Source organism: Psychrobacter lutiphocae DSM 21542, from assembly GCF_000382145.1.
Taxonomy (GTDB): domain Bacteria; phylum Pseudomonadota; class Gammaproteobacteria; order Pseudomonadales; family Moraxellaceae; genus Psychrobacter; species Psychrobacter lutiphocae.
In genome coordinates this window covers 11,726-37,943 of record NZ_KB907638.1, presented here as the reverse complement: position 1 = coordinate 37,943, position 26,218 = coordinate 11,726, and the positions used below count along the sequence as shown (strand labels likewise).

The following is a 26,218-nucleotide window of genomic DNA, read 5'->3' as shown; positions in this document are numbered from 1 at the left end:
TTAAGCTAATTGCGCCATTTATATAAGCGATATAAGTTGATGGATTATATGTTAGATAAGCCAGTTAGTTTAATTTGTCATTGATTGTGGTTAATCACAATCAAACAATAAGCCGATAACTGCATTAAATAAAGTTGGTTATCGGATAATTGTTTATTAGGGTTGGTTATTGTCGCTAATTTTTTACAGTTTAGCAAACCAGATGGGGACAAAAAACTAAATACTCTCGCGTCACTTTTAGCTGAAGCGAATATTATGTTGACTCTGTCCGCATCAGCTAGTTGGTTGTAAGCTGTTGTTGAAGCCAGTGTAGTAAGTCTTGATATACCAACTGGTTGTCCTGCTCATGCAAGGGTTCATGGCGCATTAATGGATATAGTAGTTGTTCAATCTGTTTAAAGCCTTGTTTTTTCATACGAATGGTCAGCTTGCGAATACCTTTACCCATATCACCCACAGGATCATCTTCACCGCTGATAAATAGCATAGGGAAGTCTGGCTCAATGGTATCAGCCCAATTTTTGGAAAGACCTTCTTGCATTAATTGAAATAAGGTCCAAAATCCATTGTTAGTAAAATCAAAACCGCATAAAGGATCATCTTCATAGGATGCAATTGCTTCAGGATTGGCACATAGCCAAGCACGATCTGATTTAATACGATTATTTTTTAAGCGAGAGTTAAATATTTTGTTAACAATATTGGTAAAGATTGGGTTTGGTCGTCTTGGTTGCAACTTATTTAACGCGGTAGCTAATGGAATAGCGAGTTTTACCAAAGGGTTATAGTCACTACTTCCCATCAAAATCGCACCAGAAAATTGACTGCTATGCACTTGCAATAAGGTACGAACGATAAAAGAGCCCATCGAGTGACCCATAATAAAGTGTGGCACATCAGGATATTGGACTTTGAGTGTGTCTGCCATGATAATGGCGTCTTTTAACAGAGTTTGCATCGGATGCTTTTCGCCAAAATACCCCAGTTCATTGGCATTATTGATGCTGCGTCCATGACCTAGATGATCGTAGGTAATAATCGCAATACCATGTCCTGCTAAAAACTGAGCAAAGTCTGCGTAGCGACCGCTGTGCTCTGTCATGCCATGCAAAATAAGTAAAGTAGCTTTGACAGGTTGTTGTGGTTCAAATAAGGTGTGATTTAACGTATGAGTTTTGTCGGAAGAAAGTAGGGTTTTAGCCATAAGGCATCCTTTGCATTTTATTTTATATCAATAATTTTAGCTTTACATCTACTATATCGACTGGAAATTTTCTAAGCATTATAACATAACACTGACATCAGATAATTAATAGGCCAATTTTTGGCTATCAGTATTATTTTTTTAACTAATTATTTTTTTAACTAATTATTTTAGTAACCTTGCTCTCAACTCTTGGTGTAGGTTAGGGCTTTAGCCGAGCTTTAATAACAAGCTAAATTTTGCTGGACTAACAGTACCAGTTTAGATTGAATTCTAATAAATTGAGAGTGGAGGTTTTGATATTAAGTTAGTCCAGTCAGTAAGTTATTCTAGCGCTAAAGTATTAGTTTATTGTAATATGTGTTATAAATATTACTAGTATAAAACGCATTGAGCTGTAAAAAAGCTTGTTTATAGCTCAGAATCAAAAAAAGATAAGGACATTACTATGATAAAAAAAACTTTTAAAACAAAGGGTTGTTTGTTGGTATCAGGGGTATTACTAAGCACTCTTGCTTTAACAGCATGTTCAAATCAAAGTGATAGTAGTAAAGAAGTTGCTGGTGAAGCTACAACAGTATCAGCGGATAAGCTAGAAACAAAATTTGTCACAGTAGCAACTGGTGGGGCTTCGGGTCCTTATAATATTATCGCAACATCACTAACTGAAGCTTATAATGCAACCTATGGTGTCAACTCTAAAACGCAAACAACAGGTGCTTCTGTTGAAAATATGAACCTGATTGACCAAGGGAAAGTTGAAATGGCATTTGCGATGAGCGATGTGGTTAATGATGCTGTTTTAGGTAGAAATAACTTTAGTGCACCAATTACAAAAGTTCAGCAAATAGCAGCTTTATATCCTAACTATGTGCAAGTGGTTACTTCACAAAAGTCAGGGATAAAAAACTTTGAAGACTTGAGAGGTAAACGTATAGCTGTTGGTGCGCAAAACTCAGGTGTTGAGGTAAATGCACGTAATTTACTTCAAGGCTTTGGTATGACCTATGATGATGTCAAAGTGGATTATTTAGGTTATGCAGAAGCCGCAGATGCACTAAAGTCTGGTAAGTTAGATGCTGCATTCTTAACTAGTGGTTTGCCAAACTCTTCTTTAATGGAGTTGCAACAAGGTTTTGATTTGCAGTTAGTAAGCATTGATCCTGCTAAGGTTGCTGAAATTGCACAGAATGAAACTTACTTTACAGCAAAAGAGATTCCAGCAGGCACTTATGGTAATGAGACAGCCATTCCAACCGCGGCAATCATGAATGCTTTAGTTGTGAGCTCTGATTTGTCTGAAGGTGATGTTTATAAATTAACCAAAACATTTTTTGAGAGTTTGGATAAATTGAAAACAGCACATCAGGCGGCAGCGGATATTAGTTTAGAAAATGCACAACAAGGCATGGTTGCACCTATCCATCCAGGTGCCAAAAAATATTATGATGAGCAAGCAACGCAATAGTTATATTTGTCGCTACTGAATTTAGATGATATCGCTATTAAGAAACCAGTACGGCCAACTTTGTTGCTTTACTGGTTTTTTTGTTTTAATAGGGCTGATAGCCATAGTGTTATTTGTTGTAAGTCAACAGCAGCAACGAATAGTGATTGTTTTTGAACAGAAATCATGCTTGTTAGATGGCACAGGTTTTGAGCTTCAATGGATGCATTCTGTTGAAAGGCAACAATGGGTCGAAGTCTATGAGTTATATAATGATAGGCTGCTGTTGACGGACACATACTTTGAAACCTTTGGTGCAGGAGTACCATCGGTATCAGTGAGCGGCTCATCGATTGGAGAAAGAGCTCATCAAAGTCACCTTGATAAAAAATATAGTGGATATATTCATTATCAAGTCAATCAGCAATTGCCTTATCTGAATTGGATGGTGTCATCAAATATAAAAGCGACCATTGTTAATCAGAATCACGTACTGCCTATCTATCAATGGGTTAGTGGTGGTTATACTAATATTTACATTGCACCCAGAAAAATGACGATATGGGCGCAGTTGTTACAGGAGTCATGCCATGACTACACCCCAAACCACACAGATAGAATCAGTGATTGATTCGGACTCACCATCAGTTGAGAAGCAACAACAGATATTAGAGAAGTTTGATAGAGAGTCTATTACTCGGCATTTAAAGAATAAACATATAGGTTGGTTTATTTCTGCACTAGCAGTTATTTATGCTATTTTCCATTTATATATTACTTTTAATCCAATGCCTGCGCTATTACAGCGTGCTGCACATGTCGGTGTTGGATTTGCATTGATATTTTTGATTTATCCCGCAACCAAAAAATCTTCAAGACTGACGATTGCTTGGTATGACTGGATTTGGTTTGCTTTATCCTTTTCAGGCGTTGCTTATTTACTAATTGAATATCAAAATATTGTGACTGTACGAGGTGGTATTCCAAGTCAGCTTGATATTGTCTTTGCTATGATAACGGTATTATGTGTGCTTGAGGGGACACGTCGTATTACTGGATTTATATTGCCCTTATTTGCGCTTATATTTTTAGCTTATCCTTTTTTTAGTCATTTAGATTTTATGCCTGATCGGCTGTTAACTAGACCTTATGATATTGGAGATATTTTTGGTCAGCTGTATTTGAAAACGGAAGGATTATATTCAACAGCTATTGGCGCATCGGTGACTTTTATTTTTCTATTTATTCTATTTGGTGCTTTCTTATCTCGATCAGGAATGGGGCAGTTATTTAATGATTTAGCATTGGCGTTGGCAGGTCATAAGCAGGGTGGGCCTGCAAAAGTAGCTGTGATATCCAGTGGGTTTATGGGCAGTATTAATGGTGCAGCTGTCGCAAATGTTGTCGGAACTGGCGCATTTACCATTCCTTTAATGAAAAAGGTTGGTTATCACAAAAATTTTGCGGGTGCTGTTGAGGCCAGTGCATCAGTAGGTGGGCAGGTATTGCCACCTATAATGGGAGCCAGTGCTTTTATTATGGCAGAAACTACTGGCGTAAAATACAGTACAATTGCATTGGCAGCTCTACTTCCAGCGGTATTGTATTATCTTGGTGTGATAGCTCAAGTACATTTCAGAGCAGGGCGACGAGATTTAAAAGGTATAGCTAAAGAAAGCTTGCCACGTATCAAGGATGTGATGAAAGCGCGTGGTCATATGCTATTACCAATTGTTTTTTTGGTATTTTTATTAGGCAAGTCCGTTCCTGTTGGTTTTGCTGCAGCTTATACTATTGGCTTTACTGTTGTTATGAGTATGCTAAGGGCTGAAACACGTATGGGTTTTAAAGATATACTTGGCGCATTTGAAGATGGCGCACGTCAATCTTTAGCAGTCATGGCAGCTTGTGCGGTGGTTGGTATTATCATCGGGGTGGTAAGCTTAACCAGTTTCGGTAGTGTCATGACATCCTCTATTGTAACGCTAGGTGCGGGATCATTGTTTTTAACACTTATATTAACCATGCTTGCATCAATGGTTCTTGGAATGGGACTGCCATCAATTCCTGCTTATATTATTACTGCAACCATGGCTGCTCCTGCGCTGGCTGGATTTGATATTCCAATTTTGGCTGCTCATATGTTTGTGTTTTACTTTGGTATTTTTGCCAATATCACGCCACCTGTGTGTTTGGCAGCGTTTGCAGGTGCTGGTATTGCTGGTGGAGACCCAATGAAAACTGGATTTCAATCTCTAAGATTGGCGCTAGCAGGATTTATTGTGCCATTTATGTTTATTTATAACCCAACCATGTTGATGATAGATCCAGTGGGATTAGCTGTTACAGCTAAAGAGTTTCCATTACCACCTACTATTGAGATTGTTACCGTCGTTTTCACCTCTGTTACAGGTGTTATTGGGTTAAGTGCCGCCGTTGAGGGTTACTTTAAAGGTAATATGAATGTGGTTACTCGTGTGGTATTGGCTATCGGCGCCTTGTTACTGATTTATCCAGAGATGATGACGGATATCGTTGGTGGCGTTGTTGTACTTGGCATTATGATATTAAATGTGAGAGCTAACAGGTCGAAAGGTAAGCCAGTAAGTGTGACTCATTTATAATCTTTTTAAGTTTTTAAACGCTTTGAATTAAAGTGAAAAATTAAAATAGAAAAGGAGGTTTAATAAATAGACCTCCTTTTTTTAGTTCTTGATTTTAAGCTTTCAAAAGTCGTTATTTATATCCTAACAACCTAACTTGCCCTCTGTTTCTAGAGCTTTTTTGCTGCGAACCGGAGCAGGGCAATCTTCACCATAGAACTGGCGGTCGGCAAAGTAGCTTGAGCGCACCATAGGTCCTGCCCAGACACTAAAGAAGCCAATTTTTTTACCATAGTCCATATAACGCTGAAACTCATCAGGGTGAACATAGCGATCGACAGGAGCATGGTTTTTACTGGGTTGTAGGTATTGACCGATAGTAATCATATCTACATCGTGCGCCTTTAAATCATCTAGCAAGGCGTAAACTTCTTCTTCTGTCTCACCCAGACCAACCATAAAGCCACATTTGGTCGCAATGTCTGGACGACGGGCTTTATACTCTTTTAGTAGATTAAGAGAATGCTGATAGTCAGAGCCTGGTCGAAATGCTTTGTATAAACGTGGAACAGTTTCGATGTTATGATTAAACACATCTGGTGCTGTTTCAGTTAATAAGTCTAGGGCAATTTCCATCCGACCACGAAAGTCAGGTACTAAAATCTCAATCAAACAGTTTGGGCTAAGAGCTTTTGATTCATTAATCACATCAACAAAGTGTTGGGCACCGCCATCTTTTAGGTCATCACGGTCAACTGATGTGATAACGGCATATTTAAGACCTAAGCCTAAAATAGTTTCAGCCGTATTACGGGGCTCATCTTTATCTAGTTCGTTTGGCCGACCATGTGCGACATCACAAAATGGACAGCGGCGGGTACAAATATCACCCATAATCATGAAGGTAGCAGTACCGTCACCAAAGCACTGTGGAAGATTGGGGCAAGCTGCTTCTTCACAGACAGTATAAAGCTTTTGTTTGCGTAATGTTTTTTTGATACGCTCAACTTCAGCTGGCGATGACATTCTGACACGAATCCAGTCAGGCTTTTTTGGCGCTTCAACTGTTGGGATGACTTTAATTGGGATACGAGCTACTTTATCGTAACCACGTAACTTCTCTCCTTTGACAGCTTTTTTTGGTTTTGGCGGTGCTTTTGGGATGTAAGTCTCTACAGTATTTGTCATAGTAATATCTGTCCTAACTCTTTCTATAATAAGAATTTTAAAAATATCAAAATCGAAGACACGCCCTAGTTTTATTCCCCATTATATTTGAATTAATATTTGAGCGAAGATTATGTCCGATATTATAACAGATATAGGGATGTATTGCGGATAACTCAATGGCTAAGGGTAAGTGCTTGGCTTGGATTATAAGTTACTATTAATACCCCACTTAATACCCCACTCTCAACTCTTTTGGAACTTGAAAAAAAATGGCACCTCACCACCCTACAAGTTTTCGACCAAGAAGACTAAAGGACAGCGAGATGCCACTTGACGAATTTATTATAAATATACCCTATTTTCAACTTATAATATTCGATGCAGGACCTAATCAAATATGAAAAGTTAAAATAAGGTAAAAGCAGGTAATGACATGAAAAGTAGTAAGGTAGTGGTATACAAGGTAGTAAGGTAACAAGGTAACAAGGTAATAAGGTAACAAGGTAATAAGGTAATAAGGTAATAAGGTAATAAGGTAATAAGGTATAGTCATACCTTGCAATACAGGGCTATTAAGATTTGGTGGTAACAGAGGTTGGCATGAGTCCTATGCTTTATATTATAGTAGATATTTCATAAATAAATGTTGGATATGGCTCTAAAACACAGTGGCTTTACAGTTTGGTCATTAACTTTTTGACGATTTTAGGCTATATTAGAGACGGATATTATAGAGGCGAACATTAAACCCACCTGCAAGGTGTCGGAAGCCACCACGATCAGCCAACACAGATGATCAGTAAAATTATAGATGTAGTGATCGATTGCAATAGTTCGGTCAATTTGACAACTCAAAACCTTGAGCAAAAACTTAATCTGATGTGCTTATTATCCGTGGCAGCTACCCAAACCTGCATTATATAATCAAAGAGGACGCTTATTGTGTTAGACGCATATCGTAAACATGTCGAAGAACGTGCCGAGCTAGGTACAGTACCTTTACCACTTTCTGAGCACCAAACAGCCGACTTAGTTGAGCTATTAAAAAACCCACCAGCAGGTGAGGAAGAGTTTTTAATGGATTTATTGGTTAACCGTGTTCCTGCAGGGGTTGACCAAGCTGCTTATGTAAAGGCAGCCTTCTTAGCGGCTATCGTGAAGGGCGAAGCTACCTCACCGCTGATTGATAAGAAGAAAGCGGTTGATATTTTAGGTACCATGCAAGGCGGTTATAACGTATTACCATTAGTTGAAGCACTGGACGATGCTGAGCTGGCTGATAATGCGGCAGCAGCACTAAAAAAGACCTTATTGGTATTTGATGCGTTCAATGATGTGACCGAAAAAGCTGAAGCAGGTAACCAAAAAGCACAAGAGGTTATCCAGTCGTGGGCTGATGCTGAGTGGTTCTTAGAGCGCCCTGAAGTGCCACAAAAGCTTACTTATACTGCATTTAAAGTAACTGGTGAAACCAATACAGATGACCTGTCACCAGCACAGGATGCTTGGAGCCGTCCAGACATCCCATTGCACGCTTTGGCAATGCACAAAAACTCTCGTGATGGTATCACAGCCGATGAAGAAGGCGTACGTGGTCCAATGAAGCTGATTGAGGAGCTAAAACAAAAAGGTTATCCACTAGCTTATGTTGGTGACGTTGTTGGTACTGGTTCAAGCCGTAAGTCAGCGACCAACTCAGTACTTTGGTTAATGGGTGATGACATCCCGAACGTACCAAACAAACGTGCTGGTGGTCTTGTACTAGGTGGTAAAATTGCCCCTATCTTCTATAACACTATGGAAGACTCAGGTGCATTGCCAATTGAAAACGTTAAAGTTGAAAACATCAACATGGGCGATATCTTTGATATCTATCCACATGATGGCAAAATCACTAAGCATGATTCAGACGAAGTATTGTCAACCTTTGAGCTAAACTCAAATACTTTGCTTGATGAAGTGCGTGCTGGTGGTCGTATTCCATTAATTATCGGTCGTGCGTTGACCAACCGTGCCCGTGATTACTTAAAATTAGGCCATTCAGAAGTATTTGCTAAGCCAGAACAGCCAGAAGAGTCAAATAAAGGTTATACATTGGCTCAAAAAATGGTTGGTAAAGCTTGTGGTCTGGAAGGCGTACGCCCAGGTATGTATTGTGAGCCTAAGATGACAACGGTTGGCTCTCAGGACACGACTGGTCCAATGACTCGTGATGAGCTAAAAGATTTAGCTTGTTTAGGTTTCCAAGCCGACTTAGTAATGCAGTCTTTCTGTCACACTGCGGCATATCCAAAACCAGTTGATGTTGAGACTCAGCACACACTACCTGACTTCATCATGAACCGTGGTGGTGTCAGCTTGCGTCCAGGTGATGGTATTATCCACAGCTGGTTAAACCGTATGCTTCTACCAGATACCGTTGGTACAGGTGGTGACTCGCATACGCGTTTCCCAATGGGTATCTCATTCCCAGCAGGTTCTGGTCTGGTTGCATTCGCAGCAGCGACTGGCGTTATGCCACTAGATATGCCTGAATCAGTACGTGTACGTTTTGTTGGTGAAATGCAGCCTGGTATCACATTGCGTGACCTAGTACATGCCATTCCGTTACAAGCAATCAAAGAAGGTTACTTAACTGTTGATAAAAAAGGTAAAATCAACGAGTTCAACGGTCGAATTCTAGAGATCGAAGGCTTAGAGAACCTAACAGTAGAGCAGGCTTTTGAATTGTCTGACGCATCTGCTGAACGTAGTGCTGCTGGTTGTACCATCACCTTGTCTGAAGAGTCAGTAAAAGAGTACTTGGAATCTAATATTACACTTCTTAAGTGGATGATTTCTGAGGGTTATGGCGATGCTCGTACCCTAAGCCGTCGTATCCTTGCGATGGAGGAGTGGTTGGAGAACCCAAGCCTGATGCGTGCTGATGAAGATGCAGAATACGCGATTGATATGACGATCGATATGAGTCAAATCAAAGAGCCAGTACTATGCTGTCCAAATGATCCAGATGATGCTAAGACTCTATCTGACGTTGCTGGTGACAAAATTGATGAAGTATTCATCGGCTCATGTATGACCAATATTGGTCACTTCCGTGCTGCTGGTAAGTTGCTACAAGACGTGCCAGCTGGTAGCTTAAAAACCCGCCTATGGATCGCACCACCTACTAAGATGGATGCTCGCCAGTTAATGGAAGAAGGCTATTATAACGTCTATGCACAAGCAGGTGCTCGTACTGAGATGCCAGGTTGTTCATTATGTATGGGTAACCAAGCACGTATTGCACCGAAGTCCACAGCAGTTTCTACCTCTACCCGAAACTTCCCGAACCGTCTAGGTCAAGGGGCTAACGTATACCTAGCATCAGCTGAGCTTGCTGCTGTTGCAGCGGTACTTGGTAAACTTCCAACTAACGAAGAATATCAGCAGTATGCTGGTATGTTAAATAGCATGGGTGATGAAGTCTATCGCTACATGAACTTCGATCAGATGGAAGCTTATTCTGAAGAAGCAGACAAGATTAATGTGGCACAGTTACAGTAAGCGATAAATTGCTATCTGTAATGAGCGACACTTAATCGTTCTGTCTTGATTGAAGAATCCAATATCTAAAAAAACCCCGTATCTTTTTTGATGCGGGGTTTTTGTATTTATTACTTATTATACCTTTTCTGAAAAATAACCTATCTTTGTCAAACTCGCTAAACCTACTACTTGTAGCGTTTGCACTCTTTTTCCTCGATATCTTAATTTTCAGATTTGGTATTACTTATTTAGTGCTTAGTGCTTAGTGCTTATGTTGCTTAAGGTTTATTTGCTGATAAGCAGTCTAACTGTCAACATCTTGTTCAAAAAAGGCAATCTTAATCACATAGACCAAGAAGACAAGCACTAAAACCAGTAATACAGTTTCAATGGCGTTATCAGCTAATGACTGATTTAAATACATGGTTTGTTTCATAGTTCTTTTTTCTCCGTCGGATAGTCACGGCGTAACTGTCTCCATAAGGCAGCCATCCATAAGTAAGTTAAGAAGACAAAAGGGAACCCAGCAAAAGATCCCACCGCTTTAATCCCTTCAATTTTCCCTGTTACAACAACAGCATAAGCAACCAAAGCAATCAGGACACTCCAGACCACCGCTTTATAGCGGCTTTCGGTGCGGCCATCATGGCTGGTCATAATTCCTAATGAAATGGCAGCACTGGTAACCGTAGTGACCACAAATCCCAAAAATAAAATAACAGTCACAATCTTTGTGACAGCAGAACCAGGTAACATCTCTAATAAGTAATAAAAAGTACCTTCATAATCGCCTTTGTTGGCAATTTCAGCCAATTTACCGCTACCTTCAATGGTATCTAATAAGCTAAAACCTGAGAAAACAGAAAACCAAATAACGATAAATCCAGTAGGAACTAAGATGCTGGCAAGTACAAATTGACGAATGGTTCTGCCGTATGAAATCTTGGCTAAGAATACGCCGACAAAGGGTGCCCAAGTTACCCACCATACCCAATATGCCATGGGGTACCAGACAATCCAGTCACGTGGCTCAAATAAATACAGTTGAAACGAATGAGGTATGGTTTGGGTAGCGATATTACCGACAGCAACGGTCATGGTGCTCAAAAAGTAATGGCTAGGGCCGACTAAAAAGACAAAGGCTAATAAGGCCAATGATAAATAAACCGTCATATTACCTAAAAAGGTCATACCTTTGGCAATCGGTAAAATTGCGCCTAGGGTATATAAAGCGGCTATAACAATTAAAATGACCGTTCTCCAGCCTAATGAAGCAAAAGAGATGCCAGAAATAATTTCAAGACCTGACCCAATTTGTCCAGTCGCCATCGCAACAGAAGAGGATACGGATAAAGCAATTGAAATAATAGCCAATGCAGTGATAATGACACCGACTGGTTTTACCCACCGCTTTTTTGGAAAAGCTTTTTGTAATGGGGCAGCAGGACTAAACTCCATCTTGTGCTGATACGCAAAGTAAGCCATCACTATGCCAGCTAAGGTGTATAGCGCCCAAGCTGGCAAGCCCCAAACATGTAACGCCAGACTCATAGCATTACCGACTTGTTCATAAGCGGCTAAACTTGTGTCTTTGACACCGATAGATGATTGATAGTAATGCCAAATCCCTTCAATAGGCCCATAAAAGACGATGCCAACCCCAATACCTGCGGTAAATAGCATATTCATCCAAGTCAAAAACGAGTATTCAGGTTTGGCGTGTTTGCCACCAAGGCGAATGTTGCCATAGCGAGAAAAGGCAACGGCCAGACAGACAGTCAATGCCAATAAAGGCAGCCACATAATTAGCCAGTCAAACGCCTGATAAAAAAAGTTACTGGCTGCAATGATGACGCCTGTCAACATAGTGGGCTTCCACACTGCTAACACAGCAATGATACCCACCAAGACGGCGGTATATAAAAAGTAGTTTATTCTTTTTGTTTCATTATTGTTAAGACTCATCTTGTGAGATCCCCAATGCCAAGGCTGATGGTGAAATCCCCATCAGCTTAGTTAATAAATGTTTCCAAAAAATAAATAGAGCGGTTAACATTGCTAATTTGTTACAATATGGTACTACTATACCTGTTTGATTAAATTATTGGACAAAATTAACAAAATTTTTTATAAAAATATTTGTCAAATGGCAATGAATTAAGCCAGATTAAGCTAAGCGCTAGTCTTTAGGAGAGTATCTTGATCCATTTATCCCCGCTTAAGCGTCGCTTAGTGTATGTGACGGTGTTTGAGATAGTAGCCATTATTTTATCCACTTACATCTTAATGTGGCTCAGTGGTGGGGAGGCAATGCAGTCATTGCCCGTTGCTGTCATGGTATCTTTGGCAGCTGTAATTTGGAACTTTATCTTTAATACTGGGTTTGAAGCGTGGGAGAGACGACGCCAAAATCATGAGCGCACGTTTTTAATTCGCTGTTTGCACGCGGTAGGATTTGAGGGAGGATTATTATTAATTTGCTTACCGCTTTATATGGTTTGGTATAAGGTTGGTCTGTATCAAGCGTTTATGATGGAGGCAGCTTTGCTGTTGTTTTTCTTGGTTTACACCTTTTTGTTTACCCTGATATTTGACAAGATTTTTGCGTTACCCAATCAGTCGTAATTTAAGTAATAGTTACTTATACTTTAACCGTATGGTTCGTGAGGGTAAAAAAAGCCCCTTTATAGCAAAGGGGCTTATTCATGTCTGTATCGTATAAATTAAAGTGGCTATTTCAAGTAAGCACTATTTATTATAAACTGGCTTACGCTTTTCAACGAAAGCTGTTACTCCTTCAACGAAGTCATCCGTCTTAGCAAGTCTGGCTTGCTGTAATACTTCCATGTCTAACGCCTCATTAAGACCAGAGTAGGCATGGGTATTGAGCATATGCTTCATCGTCGCTAGCGCCTCAGCAGGCAAAGCGGCCAAACGGGTGGCAAGCGCTTGTACAGTTTCATCGAGCTTGTCGGCACTGACTACCTCGTTTAATAGGTTTAAATTCGCCATATCTTGCGCTGAAATCTTCTCGCCCAGCATAATCAGCTCAGTGGTTTTGGCAGGGCCAATGAGATGGTTTAATAAATAAACGCCACCAGCATCTGGCACCAAGCCAATATGTACAAAGGCTTGCAGAAACTTAGCAGTATCACTGCTCACACGAAAATCACAAGTTAACGCTAAGTTCATGCCCGCCCCAGCAACCGCACCTTCTAGTTTGGCAATGACTGGCTTATGTACTTGACGTAGCTTTAAGCTGACTTCACGAGCGCCTGCAACCATATTTTGTAAGGTAGATGATAAGCTTTCTTTATCAAGCCCATTTGATAGCATTTCTTTGATGTCACCACCACTTGAAAAATTACCGCCAGCGCCTTGCAGCACAATGACACGAACCTCTTTGTCAGCTTCAGCGCTATTTAACGCCTCCAGTACTTTATCTTTTAATGGCGTACTAAAGGCGTTAAGGCTTTTTGGATCATTGAGCGTGATGGTCGCAATATGATTATCAACTCGATATAAGACAAGTGGCTGAGCATCTGATGGCGCTTGAGGCTGTGTCATAACGGTTATCCTAAGAAGTTTGTGGAAAGTTTACGGGTTAGTGGGCTTAGTGAGTCTTTAAGCATTAAACTTTAAGATGCTCAGTTGTACAACTTAACACTTGCTAATTAATTTAAAGATTAGCAAAGGTGGTTAGTTGGCTATATCTTGGCTTGCTCTTTAACCATTTCAACAAAGCGGGTTACTTGCTTAGGGTCTGTTGCCCAAGAAGTCACCAAGCGCACAATGCTAAACTCATCGTTTAACACTTCCCACTCATAAAATTCAAATTTGGTTTTTAAAAATTGAATCAAAGTTTGTGGTAAGACGGCGAATACTTGATTACTTTCAGTGGCAACAAATAGCTTATGACCAGCATCAACCAAACTCTGTGATATTTGGCGCGCCATAGTATTTGCATGACGGCATAATTCAAGGTACTTGTCGTTTTTTAAGAGCACATCAAACTGTAATGCCATTAAATAGCCTTTGGCAAGTAGGCCACCATGTTGCTTGAGATAAATATTAAAATCTTTGGCAATTTTTTGATTGGGGATGATCAAAATTTCACCAAACATAGCACCCATTTTAGTACCACCAAACCAGAATATGTCGGTCAATTCTGCAAAATCAGCAAGTGTTAGGTTGCGTTGGTTGGGGTCGTCATGGCTACTGGCAATGGCAGCACCAAGGCGCGCACCATCCATAAACAAGTACATATCATGTTCACGACAGTAATCAGAGATGGCCTTTAATTCATCATAGTTATAAACAGTACCTAGCTCAGTGGTGTTAGAGATATAAACGGCTCTACTACGCACCACATGTGGGGCAAAGCTATGGCGCAGGCGTACTTTCTCTAACGCGTCAATGGTAAGTTTACCGTTGGTTGATGGTGCAATAATCACTTTGTGACCTGTGGCTTCAATCGCACCCGCCTCATTAACGGCGATATGCCCTGTGTCGCAAGCTATGATGCCATCAATCGAGGCGAGCATGGCATCGATACAGACTAAGTTGGCTTGAGTACCTGTGATGCCAAAGTGTACGGCAATATCCGGATTGCCAATTTTTTGCTTGATACTGTTGCGAACTTTTTCGGAAAACTCATCAAAGCCATAGCCTTTATGTTGTTGTTTGTGGCTGTCGTGTAGGGCGGCAATGATATCTGGATGGGCGCTTTCACTATAATCATTTAAAAAATGGTACATGGTATGGTTTTAACTCTCTACTTGGATTTTATTGCGGGTGATTAGGGTTTATTTAGTACAGGTGGTGAATGTTCAACTAGCCTTATTCATCATTTTCAAAGCTGGCATCCGCCATGAAATGATCTGGTGTTAAGTTGATAAAGCGGGTATATTGTCCTTCAAAGGCAAGACGCACCGTACCAATCGGCCCATTACGTTGTTTGCCAATGATGATTTCTGCTACGCCTTTTAAGTCCGAGTTTTCGTTGTAAACTTCATCACGATAAATAAAGGTAATCAAATCCGCATCTTGCTCAATAGCTCCAGACTCACGTAAGTCAGACATGATAGGACGTTTGCTTGGACGGTTTTCAAGACTGCGGTTAAGCTGCGATAACGCAATGACTGGGCAGTTTAATTCACGTGCTAATGCTTTAAGGCTACGCGAGATTTCAGAAATCTCTTCCACACGGTTGCCACTTAAACTCGGCACTTTCATCAGCTGCAAATAGTCGACTACGATTAAGCCCAATTGCCCGTCATGGTTTTTGGCAATACGGCGACAGCGTGAACGCAGCTCTGAAGGGGGCAGGGCGGTGCTATCATCTATGTATAGAGCTTTTTTCTGTAAGTGAGCTACCGCATTCATCAAACGTGCCCACTCATCTTCAGTCATCTGCCCTGAACGTAGATTGGTTTGGTTAATTTGCCCCCATGAAGATAGCAAGCGCATCACAATAGACTCAGCGGGCATCTCCATTGAGAACACAACGACAGGCAAATTTTCATGGAATAAGACACCTTCAGCTAAGTTCATCGCAAAGGTCGTTTTACCCATAGAGGGACGGGCAGCGACAATAATCAAGTCTCCAGATTGCAGACCTTGGGTCTTGTTGTTTAATTCAGTAAATGGTGTCTGTAAACCAATCATTCCGTCAGGGTTGTTTTTTAGCTCATCAATCTGTTCCATAACGTTGGCAAGTACCGAGCTCACGTCGGTTGGTCCGCGTTGGGAGGCACGCTTGTTGTACTGCTCATTAATAGCAAAAATGTTTGATTCAACCGTATCAAGAATCTCGCCAATACCGCGTTCTCTAGGATCATAAGCCAGTGCCAGCATCTCATTTCCTGCGGTGATTAATTGTCGTAGTGTAGATAGCTCACGTACCCGCTCTGCATAGGCAGTGAGATTGAACAAGGTGCCTGGGCTTTGGGTTAAAATATCCGCTAGATAGCTTTCACCACCAGCAGATTTTAGCAACTTTTGTGAGCTTAGCCAGTCGTGCACCATGACGGTATCATAGGGTTCGCCGACCTGAGCCAAGTGAGAAATAGCAGCAAAAATATGCTGATGCCGACCAGCATAAAAATCGTCTTTTGAGACAATATCAGAGATTTTGTCAAACGAATCTTCAATACTCATTAAAGAGGCAATCAGTGCTTTTTCAATGTCAATATTGTGCGGAGGTTGCTGGTTAAGTAAGTCTGATAATCCAGCATCATTGTTGTCTTTTTTGTTACTTTTATTGCTACTGTCTGCCATAGGATGCTTGTCTTTGTCTATTAGGGGCTATCAGGCTAAATTTGCCTTACTCTGCGTTGATCAGCCCTAAAAAATGGGATAATTATTTGCCACTACCACTTGTATTGTTGCTTTTATTGCTTGTGGTGCTAACTTATAGTTTTACGTCAACTTATGATTTAACTTTGAAAGTTAGTGATATAGTTAAGCCATACCATACAACAATCCGTACCATACAATAGGCAAGTGAGGGTATAATGTTAATATGTATTATGTTTACTAAATCTAGGTTATAGATTTGGGATAACTGTATTTTAAGTAACTAGAATTTTAAGTAACTAGATTTGAATTAAATTTTTAGGTGTGTCATAACTGTATTACAACAATTTATATGGATTATTTTAGTAAATTCAAGAGCTTAACGCCAGACATGCCAAAAAAGTGTTAGATAAGCAAGTAGTATCATAACTGGAGATTATAAATTGGCAACTTCTAAGTTTACCATAAAGCCAAAATAACTAAAACCAAATAAGCTGCTTGTAAAAGGGTGTGTCTTCATTTTGAAAATGGTGATAAAAATATGACAAATCGCAGTCAGACTAAGAAAATAACGCAGATAATATTATGATATTAACCCGTTATTTGACGCTGCATAACAAGATTTAGCTATTTTTAGCTCATTTAAATATCATTACACAAATTAAAGACAGGCTCTAGCCTGTTCAACTTAGTAAATCAGATAAGAGTTATATAATAAGGAATGACAATAATAGGACAAGATAAATGGGTATAACCGTAGCAAATAACGCATTACTGGTTACTACAGGGGAGCCTGCTGGTATTGGAATGGATATTATATTGCAGTTAGCCAAACAAGATAAACTACAAAAATTACAACGACCGGTGATTGTACTATGTGATGAAATTGCATTAACTCAAAGGGCTGTTGTCATCTATGGTACACAGATGCACCAAGATCACAGTCATTTATGGCAACGTATCACTACTGCTGAGATACTACATCAACAGTCAGATGCTGCCGCTTATTTACAACAGAGACTAACCGAGTCTCAGCAGCAACAAACCAAAGCGGTTGCCTTTTATGTGATTCATGTTGCCTGTGCGGCTCCAGTTGAAGCAGGTATTTTAAATGAACAAAATGCGGCGATGGTGTTTACCCAATTAAAATTAGCACATCAACTGGCAACATTGGGCGCGGTTGCTGCCATAGTCACTGGGCCACTGCAAAAGTCTATTTTAATTGATGCTGGTATTACCTTGGCAGATGGCAGTATGTTTACTGGTCATACTGAGTTTTTTATGCAACAAAGTGGCTGTGACAAGGTGGTGATGATGCTGGCCAATGCCATGATGAAAGTTGCTTTGGTGACAACCCACTTGCCCTTGGTTAAAGTAGCAGAGGCAATAACTAAAGACAATGTGCGACAAACTGTACAGATTTTAATTACGGACTTGCAACAAAAATTTGGTTTAAAGCAGCCAAAAGTTTTGGTCTGTGGTCTTAATCCACATGCTGGAGAGGACGGACATTTAGGAAGAGAAGAGATTGAGGTCATCAACCCAGTATTGGAAGAGTTTCAACAGCAGGGAGTAGATATCTCTTTGACAATGCCAGCAGATACTTTGTTTACACCAGATCATTTGCAGCACTGCGATGCGGTACTTGCCATGTATCATGATCAGGGGTTGCCAGTATTAAAGTCGCATGGTTTTGGTGATACGGTCAATTTAACCTTAGGTTTGCCTTATATTCGTACCTCGGTAGATCATGGTACGGCTCTAGATTTGGCAGGTAATGTACAAGACAGTGGCTTGCAACCAAGCAGTCATAGCTTATGGCGAGCATTGACGATGGCAGCGCAGATGGCATCAGGCTCTGTTACAGTAGGAAAGGAGTAAGATAGTCTTTGTATAGTTGATAAATAAATGGATAATAAATAAGTAAATTAAATAAGTAAATAGGAAAAAAGTAAATAGGTAAAATTAATTTTAGCTCCTGTTTTGAGACTTAGATACAAAAATAAGCTTGAACGACAAAAATAAGATAACAGCCTGATACCCGTTTAATTATGCTAAACTAGAGGCTGTATAGCATTGATACATCTCACTGACAGCCTTCTAATTTTTTATAATCAAAACCAATCTTTTATGACGCAATCATTTTCAAATAAGCACCCATTACATGGCACGCTACAAAAAGCAGCCAAACATCAACCACGCAAACGATTTGGTCAAAATTTTTTGCACGATAGCAGTGTAATTTCTCAAATTGTAGATAGTATTAGACTCAATAGAGACGATAATTTGGTCGAAATTGGCCCTGGTATGGGGGCATTAACTGAACCCTTGCTTGAGCAAGTAGATGCCATGACTGTGATCGAATTAGATCGTGATTTGGCAAACAGCTTGCGTATTCGCATCGGTGCCAACAGCCACCCCAATTTTACCATTATCAACACCAACGCCCTGAACTTTGATTATGCCAGTTTGTATCAACAGCCAAGCGCTGAAAGTGGCGGTGATGAAGCGTCCACTCAATCGAGTACTGCTGGCAAGAAGCTACGTATTGTGGGCAACCTGCCTTATAATATTTCTACGCCGTTATTGTTTACCTTGTTAGAGTATTCGGACATTATCGAAGACATGCACTTTATGCTACAAAAAGAAGTGGTGGAGCGCATCACCGCTGAAGTTGGTAGTAAGATATATGGTCGCTTGTCAGTGATTATGCAATATTTTTGTGAAACTGAGTATTTGTTGACTGTGCCAAGAGGCGCATTTAATCCACCGCCAAAAGTGACCAGTGCAGTGTTCCGCTTACGACCACACCAGACTAAGCCTGTGGTTGCTGAGGATGAAAAAGTATTTGCGTTGGTAGTGCGCGAGACCTTCAATCACCGCCGTAAAACACTACGGGCAATCTTTAAACAGTCATCGTTAATGCCGACCTTAACCGATGCTGATTTTGATCGCATAGGCATTGCTATGAGCGCACGCCCCGAAACTTTGGATGTAAAAGACTTTGTAGCGTTAAGCAATTTGGTAGTGGCTAAGCAAGAGTCTGGCTTAAATTCGTAATGTTTATTGGTCAAATGCTTATTGGTGAAATAAAGTTATGAGTCATGATACCTATTGGACTTTGATATCATCGGTGTTAATGATATAACTAAAGAACGCCTCTAGATGGCACCCACCCTAATAGCTAACAGTGGATGTAATACACAGTATATAGCAAACAGTAGTAGTAACAAACGACAATTAAAATGAGACTTGAGTGAATATATGACATATCGTGCCGAGTATGTAATCGGAGATTTGCAAGGCTGTTATGGTGCTTTTGTAGATCTTTTAGACAAAATACAATTTGATCCCAACCAAGATAAACTATGGTTTGTTGGAGATCTGGTGGCACGCGGAGAAGATTCTTTAGCAACACTACGTCACGTCAAAAAACTATGCCAACAAGGCGCTGCTGAAACCGTATTGGGTAATCACGATATTAACTTGATTGCTGTATGGCGTGGATTTGCATCAATAAAAGATAAAGATAAGACCCAGTCGATCTTGGATGCAGAAGACAGTTATGAGCTTATGGATTGGTTGCGTCGGCAGCCGTTAATGTTGATGCCTAAGAAAGATAAAGTCTTGGTACATGCTGGCATTCCGCCACATTGGAGTATAAAGCAGGCTAAGCAATATGCGCGTGAAGTTGAAGTGCAATTGTCTAGTAGCTTAAAGCAGCTCGATAGGGTATTGCCGCATTTATATAGCAAAGAAGCCGATGAATGGTCGGAAAGTTTGCACGGCTTTACACGTATTCGTGCCATTACAAATTATTTCACCCGTATGCGTCTGTGCCAACAAGATGGTACTTTAGAGCTAAACTTTAAATCTAGTTTAACCGATGAGATGCCAGCCGGCTTTTTACCTTGGTTTGAGTGGGATGTGCCACGTGATCATAAGGTGTTGTTCGGGCATTGGGCGGCATTAAAAGCAGAGATAGATTTGCCTCATGCGCGTGCACTAGATGCAGGCTGTGTATGGGGCAATAGTTTGCTTGCTTATCGTTTGTCTGATGGTAAGGTATTCTCTACTTCTGATAAATGCCCAAAATAGTTTTTTTCTATTAAGGCTGTAATGAAATTTTCATAATAGATTTAATGTTAACAATAACAGCCTCTAATAAAAAACCACCCTCATCAAAGAGTAGGGTGGTTTTTTTGCTTTTGGCTGTAACTGTTTGATGAGGATAACTTAAAACTAAGCGCTAAGGTTTATTGAGCAGTTAACCCGCCATCGACAACAAATTCAGAACCGGTTGAGTAGCTTGAGTCATCTGAGGCCAAAAACAGCACCATGCCACTGACTTCTTTTGGTTGCGCCACACGTTTGAGTGGAATGGTTTTGGCAAACTGTTCTACCGCATCCTTGGTGTCACCTTGCATAATCATCGGCGTAGCAATGACGCCTGGATGCACAGAGTTTACGCGGATACCGTAGTTAGCCAACTCAATCGCTGCCGCTTTAGTCATACCTCTCACCGCAAATTTAGAATCAGTATAACCAATAGCGCCACCGACCAAGCCATTTATCGATGAGATATTGATGATAGAGCCATTTTTGGTTTTTTTCATGGAAGGTACGACCGACTTCATGCCCAAGAAGACTGATACTTGGTTAATGTCCAAGATGCGGCGGTAGTCTTCAATTGAGGTGTCTAATAAAGACTTGGCCATAGTGATGCCAGCATTGTTGACCAACACATTAACGGGACCGAAGGTGGCTTCAGTTTGCTCAACAACACGCAGCCAGTCCGCTTCGTTTGTCACATCATGCTGAATAAATAGGGCATTTTCACCAAGCTCAGTGGCCAACGCCTCACCTTTTTCGGCATTGATATCGGTCAATACCACTTTTGCCCCCTGTTGTAGGCATAAGCGGGCGTGGGTTTCTCCCATACCTTGTGCGGCACCAGTGATGATAATAACTTTGTCTTGTAGGCGTGACATTTCTAACTCCTTGCAAATATAGCCACAGCCATATAAAAGAGTTACAGTGTTAACCTCGTTTAGCCTACTTCAGTAGTACTTGCACTCGGTTGCCTTGTAACTCATTTATCTGACTACAACTATAACGGAAAACTTACTTTAAAAAACCAACTTTTTTTGGTTCATGTTGCTTATTGCTTATAGTTTACTAATTAACATAAAGCCTCAGTTATTATATTAACCAAGTGTTTAATATAATAACTGAGGCTAGATTATTTTGTGTAGATGCTTTGTTAAAAAAAGCAAGGAGTGGTGAGCTTACTCCGGTAGTTTTGGCGGGTTTTTTGGTTTTGGCAGCGGTGTTTTGGCATTTTTGGTTTTGTCATTTTTATTCTCTTTACCTGCTTTGGCTTCGGATGCATCAGATTTTGCCTGCTGCTCGGCGCTGGCATTTTCTGCTTCCTCATCACCCACATAAGTATATTGCAAGCTGGTTAAGCCCACCATATTACCACTGTCTTTTTGCTCTTCAGCCGCTTTAGGTTGCTTATCCGCAGCCAGAGTAGAGGTCTTCTGTTGTGGCTGCTGTTCTACTTCCTCTGTTGTTGTCGCTGCTGCTTCTGAAGCTTTGGTATCAATAGCCACACCCTCTGGCGTGACCTTAACATGAGTGTTGGTCAAACGACGAACCGCAAAGTGCTTTGGAAATAGCTTATTTTTCTGAGTTTTATTACTGTCCTCATGGATCATTAATCCATCGCTATCAATTTCAGCATACTGCATTGGCTCAGGGCGCGGCAAAAAAAAGTCTCTTGGTTGGGTTAATAAGTGCGTAAACATTAGTTTACTGATGGTTTTCCATTCTGGTATTTTTACGCCTTTTGATCGCAGTGCAACGGTCATCGCTAAAAAGAAGCTGACCAGCAAGTTAATAATACCAATCAACACCACGCCCAGCAGCGAGACCAGAATTAGCCCAGCAGTTAAGTCATCGCTTGGAATATTAAAGATACCATGAGCAAAGTTGGCTGAAGCGAAGGCAATGTGGCGAATGTCTAACGGTAGACCAAACAAAAATCCGACAGTAGCAGTACTACCTAAGAAAATACCAAAGATGAAGTTGCCCATGATAGCACCTAGGTTGTTTTCGACAAACACTCCCAAGCGCTCAGGCCAGTTTTTGGGCAATATTTTTAATAATAGTTTATGACGGGCGATACGCTCACCGATGTTATTAAACAAGGCTAAGTTATCATAATAACCAGCAATCAAACCTGCTAAGAACAAATATACTCCAGCAATCGCAGCATGGAATAAGGCCAATGAATGAAACGGATGCAAGTCGTGTAATAAGTGTTCAGCTTGCTTAGTGTCAATCATCGGGGCCCCTATTTGTTGCAACCAGACCACAGAAATCAGCAGTGCCAGTGGCATTGCAATAAATACGTTACCCATAATGGCAATAAATTGAGTACGGATAATATCTACCATCAATTCAGATAGTTTAACCAACTGATGCGATTTTTTGCCAGAGCTATCAGAGATGGTCGAGGCAATCGCTGCTGCTGTCATTGCTGGCTGTTTGGTCGCAACCGTGCCATGAATAATATGAATAAATACAAAACCTAAGCCATAAATCATACTGTTGACAAAAGCACGGCTCATTGGCGCCAGATCTAGGTCATAAGACAGAATCTTGATGGTCGCCATAAAGGCAATCAAAAAACCACCAACTGCGGCTTTTTTAAACATCTTAATGTAGCCAGCTTTGTTGGTACTAATATAGTGCTCACCGACACGACCAGAGTTTTCGGTGATTTTGCGTGATAGAAGTTTGGTGTTGTTATTAATCAAATAACCAATGCTATAACGGCGTTTGACACTGATGATAATGGCTTGTGTCATTTCATAGACGGCTTTATCACGTTGTTTTTTGTCATCACCCAATAGATAACCCAAGATATGCATACGGGTAATGCTTTGCTCTAAGCGCAGTAGCATGTTGGTTAGGCGAATGGAGATACCTGTTTTGTAAATACGCTTGCGTACCGTATCAACAATATTGTCACATTGCTCCAGCATCACAAAAAGGGGCGCAAGGTCGGTGGCTTGCTCAGGTATGATATCGGTGTAATTATCGAGTTCATGGATTTCTCGATACTCATTGGCAAAGAGCACAGCTTCTTGGTTTTGTGCGACAAAGGCGGCTGAGTAATCGAGCATTTGCGGATAGGCTTTCATCAAATCAGGATGCAAGCCGATACCACTGACTCGATACGACAAGATGACCATGGCATTTAAGATATTGTTTTTTGCTGTTGCTACTAAGTTGGCGTGGGCATCATCGACCATGAGCAAATCAATGAGCTCAAACCAAAGCGTCTCATCAATACTAGCCAGCCAGTCTTCATCATGTTTGCCGTCAAATAGATAGTCAACTAGCTCCACAATAGAGTTATCATCTGGTAATAAAGGCACAAAACGATGCCCCACCAGACGTGATAAGCTACTGGCAAAGCTATGGTCTGATAAGATTCCAGTATCCGTATATAGTGACATACGGTGATATTTATTGAGCAAGGTTAGAATAAAGATGGCTAAGCCATTAGCATACTCAGGATGCTGACGTAGTAGCGTATTTAAAGTACGTAATTGATCATTGGTACAATCTGGGTTTTTCTTAAACTCAGTTTCTGATACGCGTAGAGTGTCAATCAGCTTTTTGAGTAAATAAGGCTCAGGTGTGTCACCTAATGCATTTATTTTTTGCAAAATATCTTTTAATTCTGCCACTTATATACCCTTAATTGATTTGATTAATATAACTAATTTGGCTCAAACCTTAAAAAGAACTCAATTATTGTAATCGTTAATAAGTTTGTGTGGTTAAGATAAACAAGACTATAAGCATTTTTTGACAAAAAAGACAGCCACGAGAGCTGTCTTTTTGTAACGTTATCAGACTATTATAAGCGAAAATTGTTAGTCAATTTAAGTATTATTGGTATCAATTATGTGATTAGCACTGACTAATAAATGACTAACAGCTAGCTAGAAATGACTAACAGCTAATAATTAACTAGCAATTAGCTGATATTTTGTTCAAAGTAAGTAATATCAAAGTCCATGATTGGCTCACTACCTGTTTTAACCATAGCGGCGTGCGCTTTGATACGTGGTAGGATACGGCCAACAAAGTAAGTGGCTAGTTTTAGCTTATTGGCATAAAATTCGCCTTCTTTGTCATGCGCTGCTTCAACCATCATGGCAAACATAAAGGCATAGCATAAGTAGCCCATCGCATGTAAGTAATCCACCGCACAGCCATTGATTTCAGTTTTGCGTGTGCCGATGTTGGTCAATACGGTTGTGGTTAACTCTTCAATCACATCCGCAGCATCTAGGGTGGCTTGCTTAATCTCATGATCTGCGCTCATGTTGGTCACAAAGTCACGGATTTCAGCTAGGAAGCTTTCTAGGTATTTGCCTTGGTTGCGAGCAATCTTACGGCCTAACAAGTCAAGGGCTTGAATGCCGTTGGCACCTTCATAAATCTGTGAGATGCGGGTATCACGAACGATTTGCTCCATACCCCATTCACGGATATAGCCATGACCGCCAAATACTTGCTGACAGTCAATAGTAGCTTCTAAGGCTTTATCGGTTAAGAAGGCTTTAGCAATCGGTGTTAATAGCGCAACACGAGCAGCAGCGGCTTTGGCATTGTCCTCATCAATGCTAAACTTAGACTCGTCTAATTGCTTGGCAACATACATCGCAAAGCAGCGTGAGGCTTCAGCGTTGGCACGGGCGTTTAATAGCATACGACGCACGTCAGCATGATGCACGATGCTGTCAGCGGCTTTATCTGGGTTTTGTACGCCAAGGTCGCTACGGCCTTGAACGCGATCTAGTGCATAAGCCGCTGCATTTTGATAGGCAAGCTCAGTACCACCCAGACCTTGCAGACCCATGGTGACACGCTCATAGTTCATCATGACGAACATAGAGGCAAGACCAGTATTTTCTTCCCCCACCATCCAGCCTTTGGCGTTATCAAAGTTCATCACACAAGTGGCTGAGCCTTTGATACCCATTTTGTGTTCGATAGAGCCAGCAGCGACCGTGTTACGCTCGCCTAGGCTACCATCTTCATTGACCATAAATTTAGGTACTAAGAATAAAGAAATACCTTTTGAGCCTGCGGGTGCATTTGGCGTTTTGGCCAATACTAGGTGAACGATGTTGTCCGCTAGGTCGTGCTCACCACCTGTGATAAAGATTTTGGTACCTGAGATTAGGTAGCTGCCGTCATCTTGTGGCTCAGCTTTGGTTTTGATAATACCTAAGTCAGTACCTGCATGTGGCTCAGTTAAGCACATGGTACCTGCCCACTCACCTGAGTACATTTTTTCAAGATAGGTTTGTTTTTGCTCTTCAGATGCTGAGGCTAATAAACAAAGGGTCGCACCTACGGTTAGGTTAGGGTAGAGTGCAAAAGCTTGGTTAGTAGTGAAAACCATCTCTTCGGTCAACATGGTGACCATTTTTGGGAAACCTTGACCACCGTATTCAGGATCACCGCCAAGACCAATCCAGCCTGCTTCAGCGTATTGTTTAAATGCATCTTTAAAGCCAGTAGGTGTCGTGACAACACCATCACCTTGATAAGTTGCGCCTTCTTCATCACCTGAACGGTTCAATGGCAACAATACGTTTTTAGACAGCTTTGCCATTTCTTCCAGTACCATGTTGACCGTATCCATATCAACATGAGCTAGGTTTTCGTTGGCTTGCCAAAATTTTTCAACGTCAAAAACGTCGTTTAGCATAAAGCGCATTTCATCTAGCGGTGGATTATAAATTGCCATGTTTTGTCCTTAATTCAGTTATTGTTTAATGTGTTGCTGTATGTGTTGATGTGATTGATTTGAGATTCATTTGAGGCGATTGCTGTCATTAAGAGCTGCTGTCATTAATATAAGCTGTGCGGTATAAG

The 26,218-nt window shown here is 40.8% G+C and carries 18 protein-coding genes; 8 read left to right on the top strand and 10 right to left on the bottom strand.

Annotated elements, in window-relative coordinates; genetic code table 11:
* Positions 1-277 precede the first annotated feature (277 nt).
* Positions 278-1,204: an alpha/beta fold hydrolase gene (locus H140_RS0107695; protein ID WP_019673085.1), complete on the bottom strand. Its 927-nt coding sequence runs from the start codon at positions 1,202-1,204 to the stop codon at positions 278-280.
* Between the two features lie 448 nt (positions 1,205-1,652).
* On the opposite strand from H140_RS0107695, the gene H140_RS0107690 reads away from it, so the two are divergent.
* The 3 genes from H140_RS0107690 to H140_RS0107680 all read left to right on the top strand — a co-directional run bounded on the left by H140_RS0107690 (position 1,653) and on the right by H140_RS0107680 (position 5,275).
* Complete coding sequence (locus H140_RS0107690; protein ID WP_019673084.1) at positions 1,653-2,672, top strand: TAXI family TRAP transporter solute-binding subunit; 1,020 nt, start codon at positions 1,653-1,655, stop codon at positions 2,670-2,672.
* Positions 2,673-2,778: 106 nt separating this feature from the next.
* Positions 2,779-3,282, top strand: a complete 504-nt coding sequence (locus H140_RS0107685) for a DUF1850 domain-containing protein (RefSeq protein ID WP_167320791.1) — start codon at positions 2,779-2,781, stop codon at positions 3,280-3,282.
* The gene (locus H140_RS0107680; RefSeq protein ID WP_019673082.1) at positions 3,242-5,275 is read left to right on the top strand and encodes a TRAP transporter permease; all 2,034 of its coding nucleotides are present in this window, start codon (positions 3,242-3,244) and stop codon (positions 5,273-5,275) included. The genes H140_RS0107685 and H140_RS0107680 overlap by 41 nt, the downstream gene beginning before the upstream one ends.
* Before the next feature lie 123 nt (positions 5,276-5,398).
* Here H140_RS0107680 and lipA read toward each other — a convergent pair whose 3' ends face one another.
* Positions 5,399-6,442, bottom strand: coding sequence for a lipoyl synthase (gene lipA / locus H140_RS0107675; RefSeq protein ID WP_019673081.1), 1,044 nt, complete (start codon positions 6,440-6,442; stop codon positions 5,399-5,401).
* Positions 6,443-7,366: 924 nt separating this feature from the next.
* Here lipA and acnB point away from each other — a divergent pair.
* Positions 7,367-9,970, top strand: a complete 2,604-nt coding sequence (acnB, locus tag H140_RS0107670; protein ID WP_019673080.1) for a bifunctional aconitate hydratase 2/2-methylisocitrate dehydratase — start codon at positions 7,367-7,369, stop codon at positions 9,968-9,970.
* A gap of 286 nt (positions 9,971-10,256) precedes the next feature.
* On the opposite strand, the gene H140_RS16390 is transcribed toward acnB, so the two are convergent.
* Both H140_RS16390 and H140_RS0107660 read right to left on the bottom strand, forming a co-directional pair.
* Positions 10,257-10,388, bottom strand: a complete 132-nt coding sequence (locus H140_RS16390; RefSeq protein ID WP_019673079.1) for a hypothetical protein — start codon at positions 10,386-10,388, stop codon at positions 10,257-10,259.
* Positions 10,385-11,917 carry a BCCT family transporter gene (locus tag H140_RS0107660; RefSeq protein WP_019673078.1) on the bottom strand — a complete coding sequence of 511 codons (1,533 nt, stop codon included), beginning with the start codon at positions 11,915-11,917 and terminating at the stop codon, positions 10,385-10,387. Before H140_RS0107660 ends, H140_RS16390 begins: the two co-directional genes overlap by 4 nt.
* A 234-nt stretch (positions 11,918-12,151) precedes the next feature.
* Between H140_RS0107660 and H140_RS0107655 the strand changes: the two genes are divergently transcribed.
* A complete protein-coding gene (locus H140_RS0107655; protein ID WP_019673077.1) occupies positions 12,152-12,577 on the top strand; it encodes a PACE efflux transporter in 426 nt (141 codons plus the stop codon).
* A 123-nt stretch (positions 12,578-12,700) separates the two neighbouring features.
* Here H140_RS0107655 and H140_RS0107650 read toward each other — a convergent pair whose 3' ends face one another.
* From H140_RS0107650 to dnaB, 3 genes are all read right to left on the bottom strand, one after another.
* On the bottom strand, positions 12,701-13,519 hold the full coding sequence (locus H140_RS0107650) for an enoyl-CoA hydratase/isomerase family protein (protein ID WP_019673076.1): 819 nt from the start codon (positions 13,517-13,519) through the stop codon (positions 12,701-12,703).
* A gap of 140 nt (positions 13,520-13,659) precedes the next feature.
* Positions 13,660-14,709 carry a threonine aldolase family protein gene (locus H140_RS0107645; RefSeq protein WP_019673075.1) on the bottom strand — a complete coding sequence of 350 codons (1,050 nt, stop codon included), beginning with the start codon at positions 14,707-14,709 and terminating at the stop codon, positions 13,660-13,662.
* Positions 14,710-14,791: 82 nt separating this feature from the next.
* On the bottom strand, positions 14,792-16,231 hold the full coding sequence (gene dnaB, locus H140_RS0107640) for a replicative DNA helicase (RefSeq protein WP_019673074.1): 1,440 nt from the start codon (positions 16,229-16,231) through the stop codon (positions 14,792-14,794).
* Between the two features lie 762 nt (positions 16,232-16,993).
* Here dnaB and pdxA point away from each other — a divergent pair.
* From pdxA to H140_RS0107625, 3 genes are all read left to right on the top strand, one after another.
* Positions 16,994-18,130 carry a 4-hydroxythreonine-4-phosphate dehydrogenase PdxA gene (gene pdxA / locus H140_RS0107635; protein WP_019673073.1) on the top strand — a complete coding sequence of 379 codons (1,137 nt, stop codon included), beginning with the start codon at positions 16,994-16,996 and terminating at the stop codon, positions 18,128-18,130.
* 249 nt (positions 18,131-18,379) lie between these two features.
* Positions 18,380-19,309: a 16S rRNA (adenine(1518)-N(6)/adenine(1519)-N(6))-dimethyltransferase RsmA gene (gene rsmA / locus H140_RS0107630; protein WP_019673072.1), complete on the top strand. Its 930-nt coding sequence runs from the start codon at positions 18,380-18,382 to the stop codon at positions 19,307-19,309.
* A gap of 204 nt (positions 19,310-19,513) precedes the next feature.
* Positions 19,514-20,347 carry a symmetrical bis(5'-nucleosyl)-tetraphosphatase gene (locus H140_RS0107625; protein WP_019673071.1) on the top strand — a complete coding sequence of 278 codons (834 nt, stop codon included), beginning with the start codon at positions 19,514-19,516 and terminating at the stop codon, positions 20,345-20,347.
* 158 nt (positions 20,348-20,505) lie between these two features.
* On the opposite strand, the gene H140_RS0107620 is transcribed toward H140_RS0107625, so the two are convergent.
* From H140_RS0107620 to H140_RS0107610, 3 genes are all read right to left on the bottom strand, one after another.
* A complete protein-coding gene (locus H140_RS0107620; RefSeq protein WP_019673070.1) occupies positions 20,506-21,240 on the bottom strand; it encodes a glucose 1-dehydrogenase in 735 nt (244 codons plus the stop codon).
* Between the two features lie 297 nt (positions 21,241-21,537).
* Complete coding sequence (locus tag H140_RS0107615) at positions 21,538-24,012, bottom strand: site-specific recombinase (protein WP_019673069.1); 2,475 nt, start codon at positions 24,010-24,012, stop codon at positions 21,538-21,540.
* A gap of 293 nt (positions 24,013-24,305) precedes the next feature.
* A complete protein-coding gene (locus H140_RS0107610; RefSeq protein WP_019673068.1) occupies positions 24,306-26,090 on the bottom strand; it encodes an acyl-CoA dehydrogenase C-terminal domain-containing protein in 1,785 nt (594 codons plus the stop codon).
* Between the last annotated feature and the right edge of the window lie 128 nt (positions 26,091-26,218).